The sequence below is a fragment of the Gordonia phosphorivorans genome (assembly GCF_042432625.1).
Taxonomy (GTDB): domain Bacteria; phylum Actinomycetota; class Actinomycetes; order Mycobacteriales; family Mycobacteriaceae; genus Gordonia; species Gordonia phosphorivorans.
Map to the genome: position 1 here is coordinate 75,330 of NZ_JBHLWV010000012.1, position 15,461 is coordinate 90,790.

Genomic DNA, 15,461 nt, shown 5'->3' on the forward strand with positions numbered 1-15,461 from the left:
GCCGAGCCGGTCGTCGAGGGAACCGAACCCGCCTCGGGAGCGTCTAAAGACCATGAATCGACTCCATCGGGCGGCATCCTTCGGCGGCGCACTGGCCGTCACCACCACGGCCGAGGGCTTGCCGGTGCAGGTGCACATCGCACCCGCGCAGCTGGCCGCCGACCTCGACGTCGTCGCGGCTCGGGTGGTGGCCTTGTGTGCACTGGCCCGCGGCTCGGGCGCGTATCGACGCCGGCTGGAGTTGGCGGAGTCGGGCACGCCGCCGGAGGTGCTCGACGCCCTCGGTCTGCCCGACCGGGCGGGGTTGCTGGCCTTGGAGAACGCGGCCGACCGCTGGTGCGAGGACGAGGGTGTGCGATGAGCGACGCGATGGATGCAATCACGGCCCGGGCGGCCGCGCAGCTGGCCGTGCTGGAACAGGTGCGCGGCGATTTGGAGGCGTTGTCGGCGACCGCATCGGTCGATGACGGTCGCGTCACGGTCCGGCTGGATTACACCGGGGCCCTGGCCGAGCTGCGGTTGGCGCCGGGTGCGGGGCGAGGTGACGCCGCGCGTCTGGGCGAGCTGATCACCACGGCCGCGGCCGACGCAGACCGCGCGTTGTGCGCGGCGCGCGACGACCTCGTCCGCGAATTCACCGAGCAGTTCGACGACACACCGGACCACGAGGGAACCGACGACCGGTCGGCAGCGTCCAACCTCTGACCGCGTTGAGCGCGGATCCACCGACGATCAGGAGCAACGATGAGTGACATGACCGTCACGGCCGGGGCCGTGGAGTCCTTCGCCGCCACGCACGCGGCGTTGAGTGCGGCGACCGCAGCGGCCGGTGCCGTTCAGGCGGGCGGCTCGGCGGCGATGGCCGGTGCGTTCGGCGTGATCGGCCAGGAGTTCCTGGCGGCCTTCGCCGTCGCCGAAGCCAACCATCTCGCCGCGGTCGGGGCGCTCACCGCCGTGCAGTCGGCGACGGCGGCGGCCGCCACCGCCGGTGCGGCAGCCGTGGCGGCGGCCGATGCCGCGGGCGGCGCCGGAATCGGGGCGGTATGAGTCCGGACGGGCCGGGTGCCCCGACCTTCGGTGACCTGCTCGAACCCACCGGGCTGCTGGAGGTGCTGGACATGACGCCCGCGCAGCTGCTCGATCCGTTGGCCTTGCTGACGCCGATGCACGATCTGCTCCGGTCCTTCGGCAGCGGTGTGCTGCCCGGCGGAACCGGTGACCCGACGGTGCTCCTCGGCGGTCTGGCCCAGGCACTGCAGACCGGGGCCGGGGCGGCGAGCAGTGCGATCGAGGCCCTCAGCGGGCTGTGGGCGGGGTCGGGCGCGGCGGGTGCGGCCGGAAAGTCGGCGCTGGCCGCCGGGAACGCCGGCGCCTTGGCGGCGCAGGCGGCGGCCATGTCCACCGACATTCAGGCGGGTCTGGCCGTGGTGGGTACCGGACTGGCGGCACTGCAAGGCGTCATCGGCAAGACCGCCGGCCTGATCGCGGCCACCCTGCCGGCGATCATGACCCCGCCCGGCCAAGCGGCCGCGCTCGGCTTCGCCGCCGAGGGACTCGCCGAAGGTCTGGCGGTGGTGGCGGCGACGCGCGCCCAGCTGGCCGCGCCGACCGCGAAGATGGCCGCCGACGGCGCGCCCGTCCCGGTGACGGCGCCGCCGATCACCGTCGAGTCGGTCACCGGCCTGGTGCAGGCGGCGCTTCCGCTGGTCTCGTCCGCGCTGCACATGGTCGGGGGCCTGGCGGCCCCGGCGCCGGCGCTCGGGTCCGCACCGGTCACCTCCGCCGCGCCGCGGCCGCCGGCCACGGTCATTCCCGCGGCCCCCGTCACGGCCCACCCTCCGGCCGGACCGGTCGTTGCCGCCGGGGCGCCGTCGGGGGCCGCCCCGTCGGCCGCGACGGTTCGACCGGTGGGGCTGGTCGACGCGGCCGGGCCGCCGGAACCCGCGCTGGGCGAGCGACCGGTGACCGGAGAGCCGTCGGCCGGTGCCGCGGCGGAGACACCTTCGGCACCCGGCTGGGACTGCCCGGTCTCCGCCGACGTCGACTTCGACCGGATCCCGAGGTGATTCGGCGGGCAGGAGAGGAGAAGGAATGTACGGAAACGGATTGAATCTGGATGTGGTCGCCGGTCAGGCCGCCACCGCCACGATCAAGGGGATCGTGGGGGACATGCGCGGGGTGATCGGCCGGATCAAAGCCTCCGCGGCGGGCGGGTTGAGCGACTGGAACGGGGTGGCCGCGAAGTCCTTCGACACCACGCACACCGACTGGCACACCACCGCGGTGCGACTGGAACAGGCGCTCAACGTGATCGAGAGCAAGCTGACCACGAGTTTCGCCGGATACGACGACTCCGACGCGGCGGCCGGCAAGCAGATCGTCAGTTCGGCCGGTGGCGGTCTGAACCTCTAAGCAGCACACCGTATTTCACAACGACAGGGGGAGATCATGGGAGCGACGATTCGCTACAACTTCGAGGGCCTGGGCGCCCTCGCCGGGGACCTGAAGGCGCAGTTCGGACGACTGGAAGAACTGTCCGGGCAACTCAAGCGGCAGGTGCACGCGCTCGAGGCCAATTGGGACTCCGGCGGCGCGGCGTCGTACCGGGTTGCGCAGAACGACTGGGACCGGTTGTTCGCCGACGCGCGGCTGCGCCTGGACGGTCTCGGCACGGGGGTGAACAAGGCGAGCACGCGGATGCACGAGACCGATCAGCGCGTCGGCAAGTCCTTCGCCACCTGACCGGTCCACCGGACACGAGAAAGCGGTGATATCCGGCGGATCGGGCAGGACGGCCGGATCCGCCGGATGTCGCTGCGCGCCGACGATTACGCTGACACTTCCCGGGCGCCTGACACTCTCGGGACAACTGTTGTCGTCCGTTCCGGCGCGAGCGGAGAAGTGGAGAGCATCGTGTCGGCAGAGGGCTCCAAGAAAGCGATCGTGGCGGCACTGTTCGCCAACGGCGGTATCGCCGTCGCCAAGTTCACCGGCTTCGCGATCACCGGATCGTCGTCGATGTTGGCCGAAGGCGTGCACTCGGTGGCCGACACGTCCAACCAGGGCCTGTTGCTCTTCGGGCAGAACCGGGCCAAGAAGGACGCCGACCAGCTGCACCCGTTCGGTTACGGCCGGGCCCGGTACTTCTACTCGTTCGTCGTCGCGCTGGTCCTGTTCTCGCTCGGCTCGATGTTCGCGCTGTACGAGGGCTACCAGAAGATCAAGCACGCCGGCGACCACGGCCTGGACTCGCCGCTCGTCGCCGTCGTGATCCTGCTGGTGGCGATCGCGCTGGAGTGCTACAGCTTCTTCACCGCCTACCGGGAGTCCAAGCCGCTCAAGGGCGACGCCTCCTGGTGGAGCTTCATCCGCAATTCGCGCAGCCCGGAGCTGCCGGTGGTGCTGCTGGAGGACACCGGGGCGCTCATCGGTCTGGTTCTGGCCCTCGGCGGCGTCGGCTTGACCATGGCCACCGGCAACGCGGTCTGGGACGGCATCGGCACCGTCTGTATCGGCGTGTTGCTCGGCATGATCGCCGTGGTCCTGATGATCGAGATGAAGAGCCTGCTGATCGGCGAGGGCGCCACCGAGGCCGAGGAGGCGGCACTGGCGCGGGCACTGCCGGGCGAGGGCGTGGATCGGGTGATCCACATGAAGACCCAGTACCTCGGCCCCGAAGAACTGCTGCTGGCGGCCAAGATCGCGATCACGCCGGGCGCCGACGCCACGCAGGTCGCCGCGGCGATCGACGGCGCCGAAGCCCGGGCGCGGGCGGCGGTCCCGCACGCCCGGCTGATCTACCTGGAGCCGGACATCGATCGCGCATCCGTTTGACGGCGGCCCGCGCCGACCTGCGTCCGGAGAGGGCGGCCGTGCGCTAACGTCAGGAAACTCGCGAACGAGAGAGGTGTCCGATGACGGAAACCGCGAACAGCGGCGCGCAGCGGCAGACGTGGACCTCCAACCGGGGCTTCATCCTGGCGGCCATCGGCTCGGCGGTGGGACTGGGCAATATCTGGCGCTTTCCCGGAGTCGCCTACGACAGCGGTGGCGGCGCCTTCCTGATCCCGTATCTGATCGCGCTGGTCACCGCCGGTCTGCCGATCCTGTTCCTGGACTACGCCATCGGTCAGCGGTTCCGCGGCGCCGCGCCCCTCGCCCTGCGTCGCCTGGCCAAGCGGGCCGAGGTGATCGGCTGGTTCCAGACCATGCTGCTGTTCATCATCTCGGTGTACTACGCCGCGGTGATCGCCTGGGCGCTGAGCTACTTCTACTTCTCGTTCGGCAACAAGTGGGGCGAGGACACCGCCACCTTCTTCGTCTCCGACTACCTGAAGGCCTCCGAACCGGGCGTCTCCACCGAGCTCGTCGCCGGTGTCGCCTGGCCGTTGGCCCTGGTGTGGGTGGTGATCATCGTGATCTTGGCGCTCGGCATCGCCAACGGTGTGGAGAAGGTCAACGTCATCGGCATTCCGCTGCTGATCCTCGGCTTCGGTGCGCTGGTGATCCGTGCGGTGACCCTGCCCGGCGCCTCGGACGGACTGAACGCGCTGTTCACGCCGGACTGGGGTGCGCTCACCGACCTCAACGTGTGGATCGCGGCGTACAGCCAGATCTTCTTCTCCATGTCGATCGCATTCGGCATCATGATCGCGTACTCGTCCTTCCAGCGTCGCCGCGCCAACATGACCAGCTCCGGCCTGGTGGTGGGCTTCGCGAACTCGTCCTTCGAGATCCTGGCCGGAATCGGCGTCTTCTCCGCGCTCGGCTTCCTCGCGCACCAGGAGGGCGTGCGGTTCGACCAACTCGAGGGGTTGACCGGTCCCATCCTGTCGTTCGTGACCTTCCCGGCGGTGATCTCCGAGATGCCCGGCAGCACCGTGTTCGGTGTGCTGTTCTTCGGGTCGCTGGTGATCGCCGGCTTCACCTCGCTGGTCTCCCTGGTGGTGGGCGTCTCGATCGCGGTGCAGGAGAAGTTCGGACTGTCCCAGCGCACCGCGGCCGTGGTCGTCGGCGTGGTCAGCGCCGTGGTCTCGTTCTCGCTGTTCGCCACCACCACCGGCCTGTTCACCCTGGACACCGTCGACCAGTACGCCAACAACATCGGCGTGGTCCTGTCGGCGATCGTCATGACGGTGACCGTGGTCTGGATCGCGCGTGAGGGCGACCTGCTGCGGCGCCACCTGAACGCCATCTCCACCTTCAAGCTCGGCCGCTGGTGGCTGCTGCTCATCGGTGTGGTGGGACCGATCTTCCTCACCGTGATGCTCGTGCAGAAGGTGATCTCCCTGATCAACGACGGCTACGAAGGGTACCCGGAGTGGTACCTCAACACGATGGGCTGGGGAACGGTCGGCCTGGCCGTGGTCGGCGCGATCGTCTTCACGGTGACCAGTTGGCGCGGGCGCGATGATCCCGACTTCGTGGCGTGGCCCGACGAGAAGTTCCTGGAAGGACAGAAACGATGACCGGACCCGCCATCGCCCTGCTCGTCGTCGCGATTCTGCTCGTGTGGGGCGGCCTCGTGGGCAGCATCAGCTTCCTGCGGGCGCGCGCCGAAGTGGATCCGACGTCGTTGCCACCCCTGCCCGACGACCTCGAGGATGCGGTGCGGCAAGATCAGCCGCATCCGATGCGCGACACCTGAGCGCGCCGAGAGGGGTAGGTCGTGGACAACCCGTTCAAGCGGATCAAGTCCGTCGAACAGTCGATCGCCGATACCGACGAACCGGATACCAAGCTTCGACGGGAGCTGACCGCCTGGGACCTCACGGTCTTCGGTGTGGCCGTGGTGGTCGGTGCCGGCATCTTCACGCTGACCGCGCGGACCGCGGGCAACGTCGCCGGACCGTCGGTGTCGCTGGCCTTCCTGATCGCCGCGGTCGCCTGCGGCCTGGCCGCGCTCTGCTACGCCGAGTTCGCCTCCACCGTGCCGGTGGCCGGTAGCGCGTACACTTTCTCGTTCGCGGCCTTCGGCGAGTTCGCGGCCTGGATCATCGGGTGGGACCTGTTCCTGGAACTGGCGTTGGCCGCCTCGGTGGTCTCTCTCGGCTGGTCGGCCTACCTCGGCAACATCCTGGGGACACCGGCCACGGTGCACCTGTTCGGTCCGGTCGATTTCAACTGGGGTGCGGCCCTGCTGATCGCGGTGCTCACCACGCTGCTGGCGTTGGGCACCAAACTGTCCTCCCGCGTGTCGGTGGTCATCACCGCGCTCAAGGTGGCGGTGGTGCTGCTGGTGATCATCGCCGGCGCCTTCTACATCGACACCGACAACTACACCCCGTACGTCCCCGAGGCCGTCCCGCCCGCCGACTCCGACTCGAGCGTGTGGACGCAGAGTCTGCTGTCGGCCGCGACCGGCGCCGAGGGCAGCAACTTCGGGTGGTACGGCCTGCTGGCCGCCGCTTCGCTGGTGTTCTTCGCCTTCCTCGGTTTCGACATCGTCGCCACCACCGCCGAGGAGACCAAGAACCCGCAGAAGGCACTGCCGCGCGGCATCCTCGGCTCGCTCGCCATCGTGACCGTCCTGTACGTGGCGGTGACCCTGGTGGTGACCGGCATGGTGCCCTACACCGACCTGGCCGACAAGACCGACCCGAACACCGGGGAAGTGATCGGCTCGACGCTGACCACGGCGTTCAACGCCCACCACGTCACCTGGGTGGAATGGATCATCAACCTGGGCGCGCTCGCCGGTCTGACCACCGTGGTGATGGTGATGCTGCTGGGCCAGTCCCGCGTCGGATTCGCGATGGCGCGCGACGGCCTGCTGCCGCGCGGCCTGGCCAAGACCAGCCGGCGCGGCACCCCCGCCCGGTTCACCGTCCTGGTGGGCGTCTCGGCGGGCATCCTCGCGGCCTTCTTCCCGATGGGCACGCTCGAAGAGATGGTCAACATCGGCACGTTGTTCGCGTTCATCCTGGTCAGCATCGGCGTGCTGGTGCTGCGGCGCACGCGCCCGGATCTGCCGCGCGGCTTCCGCGTGCCGCTGATGCCGCTGATCCCGATCCTGTCGGTGCTCGCCTGCCTGTGGCTAATGATCAACCTCTCGGTGGAGACATGGCTGCGTTTCCTGGTCTGGATGCTGCTGGGTCTGATCATCTACTTCGGCTACGGATACCACCGTTCGGTGTACGCCGAACGCGCGCGCGCCGAGCAGCGTGCGGCTGCGCAGCGGGTCACCGGCTAACGTGGTAGGTCGCAGACCAGTACGCGCTCGACCGAGAGGGAACTTATGAGCACCGCGCCCGCCAGCGCACTGACGGCCGACGTCGTCAACGGAATCGATTTCAAGGTCGCCGACCTGACGCAGGCCGAGTACGGCCGCAAGGAGATCCGCCTCGCCGAGCACGAGATGCCGGGCCTGATGGAGCTGCGTCGCGAATACGCCGACGTCAAGCCGCTCGCCGGCGCTCGCATCTCCGGTTCGCTGCACATGACCGTGCAGACCGCCGTGCTCATCGAGACGCTCGTCGATCTCGGTGCGCAGGTGCGCTGGGCCTCGTGCAACATCTTCTCCACGCAGGACCACGCGGCCGCGGCCGTCGTCGTCGGCCCGTATGGCACCCCCGAGGAGCCGACCGGCGTTCCGGTCTTCGCGTGGAAGGGCGAGACCCTCGAGGAGTACTGGTGGGCCGCCGATCAGATGCTGACCTGGCCCGACGAGCCGGCCAACATGATCCTCGACGACGGCGGTGACGCCACCATGCTGGTGCTGCGCGGCGCCGAGTTCGAGAAGGCCGGCGTCGTGCCGCCGACCGACGACGACCACCCGGCCGAGTACAAGGTGTTCCTGGCGCTGCTGCGTCAGACCCTGGCCGCGGACCCGAAGAAGTGGACCACGATCGCCGAGTCGGTGCAGGGTGTCACCGAGGAGACCACCACCGGTGTGCTGCGCCTGTACCAGTTCGCCGCCGCCGGTGAGCTCGACTTCCCCGCGATCAACGTCAACGACTCGGTCACCAAGAGCAAGTTCGACAACAAGTACGGCACCCGCCACTCGCTGATCGACGGCATCAACCGCGGCACCGATGTTCTCATCGGCGGCAAGAAGGCACTGGTCTGCGGCTACGGCGACGTGGGCAAGGGCTGCGCGGAGAGCCTGGCCGGGCAGGGCGCCCGCGTGCAGGTGACCGAGATTGACCCGATCAACGCGCTGCAGGCGCTGATGGACGGCTTCGACGTGGTGACCGTGGAAGAGGCGATCGGCAACGCCGACATCGTCATCACCTCCACCGGGAACCTGGGCATCATCACCTTCGAACAGATGCAGCAGATGAAGAACCTGGCCGTGCTCGGCAACATCGGTCACTTCGACAACGAGATCGACATGGCCGGCCTGGAATCGGCCGAGGGCATGACCCGGATCAACATCAAGCCGCAGGTGGACCAGTGGGTCTTCCCCGACGGCAAGAGCATCATCGTGCTGTCGGAGGGCCGCCTGCTGAACCTGGGCAACGCCACTGGCCACCCCTCGTTCGTGATGAGCAACAGCTTCGCGAACCAGGTGATCGCGCAGATCGAGCTGTGGACCAAGAACGACGAGTACGACAACGAGGTCTACCGCCTGCCCAAGCACCTGGACGAGAAGGTCGCGCGCATCCACGTCGAGGCGCTGGGCGGGTCGCTGACCAAGCTCACCAAGGAGCAGGCCGAGTACATCGGCGTCGACGTCGACGGCCCGTACAAGCCGGAGCACTACCGGTACTGATCTCCGCGCCGACGATCCCCCGGGCTACGGGAGCACGATCTCGAAATCCGGGTTCGGGGGATCGACGACGGCGAGCAGACGCGGCAGTGCCGTGTCGTCGCCGTCGACGGTGAGTCCGGCGCCCCCGGCCGCCGCCACGTCCCCGGTCACCAGGGCGATCAACGCCGCCGCCGGGACCGTGATCGAGGCATCGACCTCGCCCGGCCGGTCCGGACCCCGCAGCAGCACGCCGTGGCGCAGCCGGGTCCACAGGCTGCGATCGTGGTCGGGGAAGTGCCAGCGCAGAGCGAGGTCGAGGTCCCAGGCACGCGGGCCGTCGATCGTGATGGCCAGCGCATCCAGGAACATCTCCGGCTCGAGATTGGCCGCCACATCCCCGGAGGCGACGGCGGTCGGTGTGCCGAAGTTCCCGTGCCGCAGTTCGTGCGCGCCCGACAGGTACGCGCTGCGCCACGTCCCGTTCTCGCTGCCGAAGCCCAACCCCTCCAGGGTGTCCGCCAGCAGTGCCCTGGCCTGCGCGTGCTCGGGTTCGGCGAAGACCACGTGGTCGAGCACTTCCGCCGCCCAGCGCAGATCCCCGGCCTCGACGCACGCGCGGGCCTTGGCCACCACGGCGTCGGCACCGCCCATGAACTCGACGTACCGCACGGCCGCCGCCTCGGGCGGGTGCCGCCACAGTCGGGCGGGATTGCCGTCGTACCAGCCCATGTAGCGCTGGTAGATCGCCTTCACGCTGTGGCTCACCGAGCCGTAGTAGCCGTGCGTGCTCCACACGCGGTCGAGGGCGGGTGGCATCTGGAGTCGCTCGGCGATCTCGGGCCCGGTGAACCCCTGATTCAGCAGGCGCAGAGTCTGATCGTGCAGGTAGGCGTAGAGCTCGCGCTGGATCTCCAGGAACCCGACGGCGCGCTCGTGACCCCAGGTGGGCCAGTGGTGGGAGGCGAACACCACGTCGGTCTGGGCGCCGAACATGTCCACGGCCTCCCCGAGGTAGTGCGCCCAGATGTTCGGATCACGCACCACCGCACCGCGCAGCGTCAGGATGTTGTGCAGGGTGTGCGTCGCGTTCTCGGCGATACAGAGCGCACGATGCTCGGGGAAATGAAAGTGCATCTCGGCGGGCGCCTCGGTGCCCGGCGCGAGTTGGAAGACGATCGGCACCCCGTCGACCGTGAGTCGCTGGCCGGTCTCGGTGATCGAGACGGTGGGTCGGATGAGGGTGACGGTGCCGGTGGAGGTGGTCGGCCCCAGTCCGGCGCCGACGCTGCCCACGGCGCTGCGCGGCAGGGCGGCCCCGTACATGTACCCGGCGCGCCGGGCCATGGCGGTGCCCGCGTACAGGTTCTCCTCGACGGCCGGCTCCAGGAAGCCGACCGGCGCGATGACCGCCACCTCGCCCGCATCGACCGCGGCCTGCGTCGTGACGCCCTTGACACCGCCGAAATGGTCCACGTGGCTGTGCGTGTAGATCACCGCCACCACCGGGCGATCACCGCGGTGGGTTCGATACAGCGCGAGCGCGGCGGCAGCGGTCTCGGTGGAGATCAGCGGATCGATGACGATCACCCCGCGCTCGCCCTCGACGAAGGTGACATTGGACAGGTCGAAGCCGCGGACCTGATAGATCCCGTCGGTCACCTCGAACAGTCCGTGCCGCGCCACCAGCTCGGACTGCCGCCACAGGCTGGGGTGCACGGTCGGCGGCGCCTCGCCGGTGACGAAGTCGTAGGAGTCGCAGTCCCAGACCACGCGGCCGTCCGCGGCGGTGATGGCGCCGGGGGAGATGGTCGCGATGAAGCCGCGCAGACTGTCGGCGAAATCCCGGGTGTCGTCGAACGGGTAGAGGGTCTCGGACATGGTGGCCTCCGGATCGGGCCACGACTTCGGCAACGCGCGGCCGACCCTGTCAGCCTAAACGCCCGGGGCGCGGGCGCACCGGCGTTTCGGTCAGGGCACCAGATCCAGGATGGCGTGCACGGCGGCGTCGTCGTCGGCGACCGTCCACGGCGAGACCCACTCGGTCTCGACCAGGTCCAGGTAGGACCGGTACACCCGGGCCTGCAGGTCGGCGTCGCGCTCGTAGGCGTCCCGGGCGCGGGCGGCGTCGACGGCGGCGCGGCCCTCGGCGCGTTCCATCGCGATCTCCGGCGGCACCCCGAGCAGCAGCTGGTGGTCGGGGACGGGCAGGCCGAAGCGCTCGAACTCCAGGTCCGCGACCCAGCTCACCACGGCGCCGTCGGGGCCCTGCCCGAGGCGCGCGGCGCTGTAGGCGGCGTTGGAGGCGACGTACCGATCGCACAGCACCAGGTCGTGGTCGCGGCGGGCCTCCCGCAGCCACTGCGCCCAGCGGCGACGGTCGAGCGCGAAGAGCATGGCCATCGCGTAGGCGCTCTCGCTCAGATCGCCGTGCTCGCCGTGCAGCGCCTCCGCGGCGATGTCGGCCTCCACCGAGGAGCCGTAGCTGGGGAATGCGGTGGAGGTGATCGTCATCGAACGCCCGGCGGCAGCGGTGTGGAACTTGCCGACGATGGTGTTCTTGCCGGCACCGTCCAGCCCTTCGATGGCCACGAGGATTCCCATGCCGGGAATCGTAGCCGTCGGCCGCACCGGCGCGCCGGTCCGCGACCTGGCGCGCGATACGTGCCACGATGGTCGGCATGAAGCCGCGGATCCTGGTAGTCGATGACGATGCCTCGCTGGCGGAGATGCTGACGATCGCTCTGCGTAACGAGGGCTTCGAGCCGTTCGTGGTGGGCGACGGCACGCAGGCCCTGCCGGCGGTGCGTGAGCTGCGTCCGGATCTGGTGCTGCTGGACCTGATGCTGCCCGGCATGAACGGCATCGACGTGTGCCGCGCGGTACGCAACGAGTCCGGTGTGCCGATCGTGATGCTGACGGCCAAGACCGACACCGTCGACGTGGTGCTCGGCCTCGAGTCCGGGGCCGACGACTACATGGTGAAGCCGTTCAAGCACAAGGAGCTGGTGGCGCGGATCCGGGCCCGTCTGCGGCGCACCGGCGAGGAGCCCGCCGAGGTGCTGTCGATCGGTCCGGTGGAGATCGATGTGCCCGCGCACAAGGTGACCCGCGACGGCGTGCCGATCTCCCTGACACCGCTGGAGTTCGATCTGCTGGTGGCGCTGGCACGCAAACCGCGCCAGGTGTTCACCCGTGACGTCCTGCTGGAGCAGGTCTGGGGTTACCGTCATCCGGCCGACACCCGCCTGGTCAACGTGCACGTGCAGCGGCTGCGCGCCAAGATCGAGACCGATCCGGAGAATCCCGAGATCGTGCTCACCGTGAGGGGGGTCGGCTACAAGGCCGGTCCGCCGTGATCAATCGGCGGCGATTGGATCGCACCCTGCACTCCATCCAGCGCGCGGCCGCTCGTATCGGCCGCGCGTTCGGTTCGCTGTGGCGGCGTTCGCTGCAGTTGCGCGTGGTGGTCTCGACGCTGGCGCTGTCGTTCGTGGTGCTGTTGATCGTGGGTTTCCTGCTGATCAGCCAGATCACCGGCCGGCTGCTCGACGACAAGCAGAACATGGCGCTGAGCCAGTTGGAGCGCTCCCGCATGCTGGTGGAGCGGGTGCTGACCTCCAGCGACGCCAGTGCCTCGACGCAGACTCGACTGGCTCGCGCCCGGGCCCTGCTCACCGATGCCGACGCAGACGCCGCGCAGGCGCCGTCGACCGGCGGCGTGTACGACACCGTGCTGTTGGTGGCCGGGCAACCGGGCCAGGGACCGGTGGCCGGGGTGGGACCGGTCACCGACATCTCCCTGCAACTGCAGGAGATGGTCTCGCGCGGCCAGGTGGCCTACCAGTTCACCACCGTGCAGAGCGGTGACGCCCGGGTACCGGCGCTGGTGGTCGGCACCCCGGCCGAGACGGCGATCCCCGACCTCGAGCTGTACATGGTCTTCCCGATGGGCGGGGAGGAGAAGACGGTCTCGCTGGTGCGCAACACGCTGCTCGTAGGTGGTGTGGTGCTGCTGGGGCTGCTCGCGGCGATCGCGTGGTTGATCGCACGGCAGGTGGTGGGGCCGCTGCGCTCGGCCTCGCGGATCGCGGTGCGCTTCGCCGACGGGCGCCTGACCGAACGCATGCCAGTCAAGGGCGAGGACGAGTTCGCGCGTTTGGCGGTCTCCTTCAACGACATGGCCGAGAGCCTGTCCAAGCAGATCACCCACCTCGAGGAGTTCGGCGGGTTGCAGCGGCAGTTCACCTCCGACGTCTCCCACGAGCTGCGGACTCCGTTGACCACGGTGCGGATGGCCGCCGACATGCTCTACGAGAGCCGGGACGACTTCGATCCGCTGCAGCGGCGCAGCGTCGAACTCATGGACAAGGAACTGGACCGCTTCGAGACGCTGCTGACCGAACTGCTGGAGATCTCGCGCCACGACGCCGGGCAGGCCGATCTGGCCGCCGAACGCATGGACATGGCGATTCCGATCGAGGCGGCGCTGGCCACGGTGGAGCCGCTCGCCGCGGACACCGGCACCGAGCTGGTGATCGATCTGCCGAGCGAACCGGTGCTGGCCGAGATCGACCCGCGCCGCATCGAGCGGGTGCTGCGCAACCTGCTGGCCAACGCCATCGATCACGGGGAACACCGACCCGTCACGTTGACGATGCGCTCGGACGGCGACGCCGTGGCGGTGACCGTGCGGGACCAGGGCATCGGGCTCAAGCCGGGGGAGGAGAAGCTGGTCTTCAACCGATTCTGGCGGTCCGACCCGTCCCGCGTGCGCCGCTCCGGCGGCACCGGTCTGGGCTTGGCGATCAGTATCGAGGACGCCCGGCTGCACCAGGGGCGGCTGGAGGCCGCGGGCGAACCCGGTGTGGGATCGACGTTCCGGCTCACCCTGCCGTTGGTGCGGGGACATCAGCTGCTGGGCAGCCCCCTGCCGCTGAACACCCAGAGCGCGGGGCCGCAGCAGTCGAACGGAGGGTCCACCCGATGAGGGTCCGATTGCCGCGCGTGGTCGCGGGATGGATGGTGACGCTGGCGATGGTACTGACCGTCACCGGGTGCGTGGCCATTCCGAACTCGTCGGCACCGCAACCGGTGGAGGGTTTCAACCGGTCCCTGCCGACCAATCTGGTGCCCACCCCGCGCCGCAGCGACGACCCGGAGTCGCTGGTCCGCAACTTCTTCAAGGCGATGGCCGATCCGGCCTCCGGGCACGCCGCATCCCGGCGCTTCCTCACTCCGGGCGCGTCCGAGCGCTGGGACGACCAGGGGCCGATGACCATCCTCTCCGAGACCCGCGTGGTGGTCGACGAGCGCAGCGAGAGCGCCGTCCGCCTGCGGGTGCTCGGGGAGAAGACCGGCACCCTCAGCCCGATCGGGCGGCTGACGCAGGCCACCGGCGCGATGGTGATCCCGCTGACCCTGACCAAGCAGAACGGCGCGTGGCGGGTGTCCGGTGACATGCCGGCCGGCACCATCACCGACAGCGCCCAGTTCGACGCCACCTACCGGCTGGCCGAACTGTTCTTCCCGGACCGCACCGCGACGCGGCTCATCGGCGATCCCCGGTGGCTGTACGGCTTGACGGTGGATCCGACCAACCTGCTCAACCGGCTCCTCGCCGGTCCGGCGCCCGACCTGACCGGCGCGGTGGCGACGGCGGCGGAGAAGGACGTGGAGCTGCGGGGACCCGTGGCGGTCGAGGGCGACCGGGTGTCGGTGAACCTCGGCGGACCGATCGACGCGGACGCGCGCAACCGCACCGTGCTGGCGGCCCAACTGATCTGGACGCTGGAGGGGGCCGGTATCCGCGGCACCTACCTGATCTCCGCGGACGGCGTGCCGCTGATCGCCGATCGCAGCGACGGCTGGCGCACCGCCGACGTCGAGGCCTTCGATCCGGATCCGGGCGCCGGCGATCAGCCGCTGCACGTGCTGCGCGGCGGGCTCTTCCGGGTCACGCCGTCGGGTCCGGTGCCGGTGGCCGGGCCGCTCGGCACGGCCACCGACCTGCGCGCGGCGGCCATCTCGGCCAAGCGCACACGGGTGGCCGCCGTCGCCGAGGGGGACGGCGGGCAGGTGCTGCTGCAGGGGCCGTACGGCGGTGAGGTCACCGAGGTGCTGGCCGCCGCCGAGATCACCTCGCCCAGCTTCGGGGCGCTCACCGACACCGGCTATGCGCTGGTCGACGGCCGGCCGGTGCAGTGGACGGTCGGGGACGGACCGGCCCGCGTGGTGCCGCTGGACTTCGGCGAGGTCACCGCGGCCTATCCCGGGCGGATCACCGCCTTCCGGGTCTCGCCCGACGGTGTGCGCGCGGCCCTGCTCGTCGGCGGCCGCGTCCTGTTCGCCGCGTTGTCGGTGAGCGACCGCGGGGCCCCCTCGCTGACCGGGGTCAGCCCGGCCACCTTCGGGGCCGGCACCCCGGTGGGGGCGATCGCCTGGGGCGGGGCCACCACGCTGTATGTGACCCGGGCCGGTACGGAGACGCCGGTGCTGCGGATCCGGGTGTCGGGGCTGCCGCCGCTGGCGATGGTCTCGGGCAACCTGAAACCGCCGGTCGGTACGGTCGCGGCCACCCGTTCGACGGTGTACGTCGCGGACGTGCGGTCGGTGATGGAGCTCGGCACGGCCCCGGGTTCGGCCGATCAGTACTGGACCTCCGCCGGTCAGGCGCCCGAGGGTGCGGTGCCGGTGGTCCAGGCGGGCTGAGCCTGCGGGGGCCTGGGGACAACGCGCTGGACGACGGCGCGGTCCCGGCGCACGATGAGGC

The 15,461-nt window shown here is 69.8% G+C and carries 16 protein-coding genes; 14 read left to right on the forward strand and 2 right to left on the reverse strand.

All coding sequences use genetic code 11. The annotated features are described in order from the left end of the window. Positions 1-52 precede the first annotated feature (52 nt). From ACFFJD_RS03925 to ahcY, 11 genes are all read left to right on the forward strand, one after another. The gene (locus tag ACFFJD_RS03925) at positions 53-361 is read left to right on the forward strand and encodes a hypothetical protein (protein ID WP_382361240.1); all 309 of its coding nucleotides are present in this window, start codon (positions 53-55) and stop codon (positions 359-361) included. 8 nt (positions 362-369) lie between these two features. After that, complete coding sequence (locus tag ACFFJD_RS03930) at positions 370-705, forward strand: YbaB/EbfC family nucleoid-associated protein (protein WP_382361243.1); 336 nt, start codon at positions 370-372, stop codon at positions 703-705. Between the two features lie 39 nt (positions 706-744). Next, positions 745-1,047, forward strand: a complete 303-nt coding sequence (locus ACFFJD_RS03935) for a type VII secretion target (RefSeq protein WP_382361246.1) — start codon at positions 745-747, stop codon at positions 1,045-1,047. Then, positions 1,044-2,066: a hypothetical protein gene (locus ACFFJD_RS03940; RefSeq protein ID WP_382361249.1), complete on the forward strand. Its 1,023-nt coding sequence runs from the start codon at positions 1,044-1,046 to the stop codon at positions 2,064-2,066. The genes ACFFJD_RS03935 and ACFFJD_RS03940 overlap by 4 nt, the downstream gene beginning before the upstream one ends. Positions 2,067-2,091: 25 nt before the next feature. Continuing rightward, positions 2,092-2,412 carry a WXG100 family type VII secretion target gene (locus ACFFJD_RS03945; RefSeq protein WP_382361252.1) on the forward strand — a complete coding sequence of 107 codons (321 nt, stop codon included), beginning with the start codon at positions 2,092-2,094 and terminating at the stop codon, positions 2,410-2,412. Between the two features lie 36 nt (positions 2,413-2,448). Continuing rightward, a complete protein-coding gene (locus tag ACFFJD_RS03950) occupies positions 2,449-2,742 on the forward strand; it encodes a WXG100 family type VII secretion target (RefSeq protein ID WP_382361255.1) in 294 nt (97 codons plus the stop codon). A 171-nt stretch (positions 2,743-2,913) separates the two neighbouring features. After that, entirely contained in the window at positions 2,914-3,834 is a 921-nt protein-coding gene (locus tag ACFFJD_RS03955; RefSeq protein ID WP_382361258.1) for a cation diffusion facilitator family transporter, read from the forward strand. An 80-nt stretch (positions 3,835-3,914) separates the two neighbouring features. Continuing rightward, on the forward strand, positions 3,915-5,468 hold the full coding sequence (locus ACFFJD_RS03960; protein WP_382361261.1) for a sodium-dependent transporter: 1,554 nt from the start codon (positions 3,915-3,917) through the stop codon (positions 5,466-5,468). Beyond that, a complete protein-coding gene (locus tag ACFFJD_RS03965) occupies positions 5,465-5,647 on the forward strand; it encodes a MetS family NSS transporter small subunit (RefSeq protein WP_382361264.1) in 183 nt (60 codons plus the stop codon). The genes ACFFJD_RS03960 and ACFFJD_RS03965 overlap by 4 nt, the downstream gene beginning before the upstream one ends. A 21-nt stretch (positions 5,648-5,668) precedes the next feature. Next, positions 5,669-7,192, forward strand: a complete 1,524-nt coding sequence (locus tag ACFFJD_RS03970) for an amino acid permease (protein WP_382361267.1) — start codon at positions 5,669-5,671, stop codon at positions 7,190-7,192. Positions 7,193-7,237: 45 nt separating this feature from the next. Beyond that, a complete protein-coding gene (gene ahcY / locus ACFFJD_RS03975) occupies positions 7,238-8,713 on the forward strand; it encodes an adenosylhomocysteinase (RefSeq protein WP_382361270.1) in 1,476 nt (491 codons plus the stop codon). Between the two features lie 24 nt (positions 8,714-8,737). Here ahcY and ACFFJD_RS03980 read toward each other — a convergent pair whose 3' ends face one another. Then, a complete protein-coding gene (locus ACFFJD_RS03980; RefSeq protein ID WP_382361273.1) occupies positions 8,738-10,570 on the reverse strand; it encodes an alkyl/aryl-sulfatase in 1,833 nt (610 codons plus the stop codon). A 90-nt stretch (positions 10,571-10,660) separates the two neighbouring features. Further along, positions 10,661-11,293, reverse strand: a complete 633-nt coding sequence (locus ACFFJD_RS03985) for a dTMP kinase (RefSeq protein WP_382361276.1) — start codon at positions 11,291-11,293, stop codon at positions 10,661-10,663. 68 nt (positions 11,294-11,361) lie between these two features. Here ACFFJD_RS03985 and mtrA point away from each other — a divergent pair, with 68 nt between their 5' ends. The 3 genes from mtrA to ACFFJD_RS04000 are packed head-to-tail and all read left to right on the forward strand — an operon-like array spanning position 11,362 to position 15,400. After that, the gene (gene mtrA / locus ACFFJD_RS03990) at positions 11,362-12,048 is read left to right on the forward strand and encodes an MtrAB system response regulator MtrA (protein ID WP_382361279.1); all 687 of its coding nucleotides are present in this window, start codon (positions 11,362-11,364) and stop codon (positions 12,046-12,048) included. Continuing rightward, on the forward strand, positions 12,045-13,679 hold the full coding sequence (mtrB, locus tag ACFFJD_RS03995; protein ID WP_382361282.1) for an MtrAB system histidine kinase MtrB: 1,635 nt from the start codon (positions 12,045-12,047) through the stop codon (positions 13,677-13,679). Before mtrA ends, mtrB begins: the two co-directional genes overlap by 4 nt. Beyond that, positions 13,676-15,400, forward strand: a complete 1,725-nt coding sequence (locus ACFFJD_RS04000; protein ID WP_382361285.1) for an LpqB family beta-propeller domain-containing protein — start codon at positions 13,676-13,678, stop codon at positions 15,398-15,400. Before mtrB ends, ACFFJD_RS04000 begins: the two co-directional genes overlap by 4 nt. Positions 15,401-15,461 lie beyond the last annotated feature (61 nt).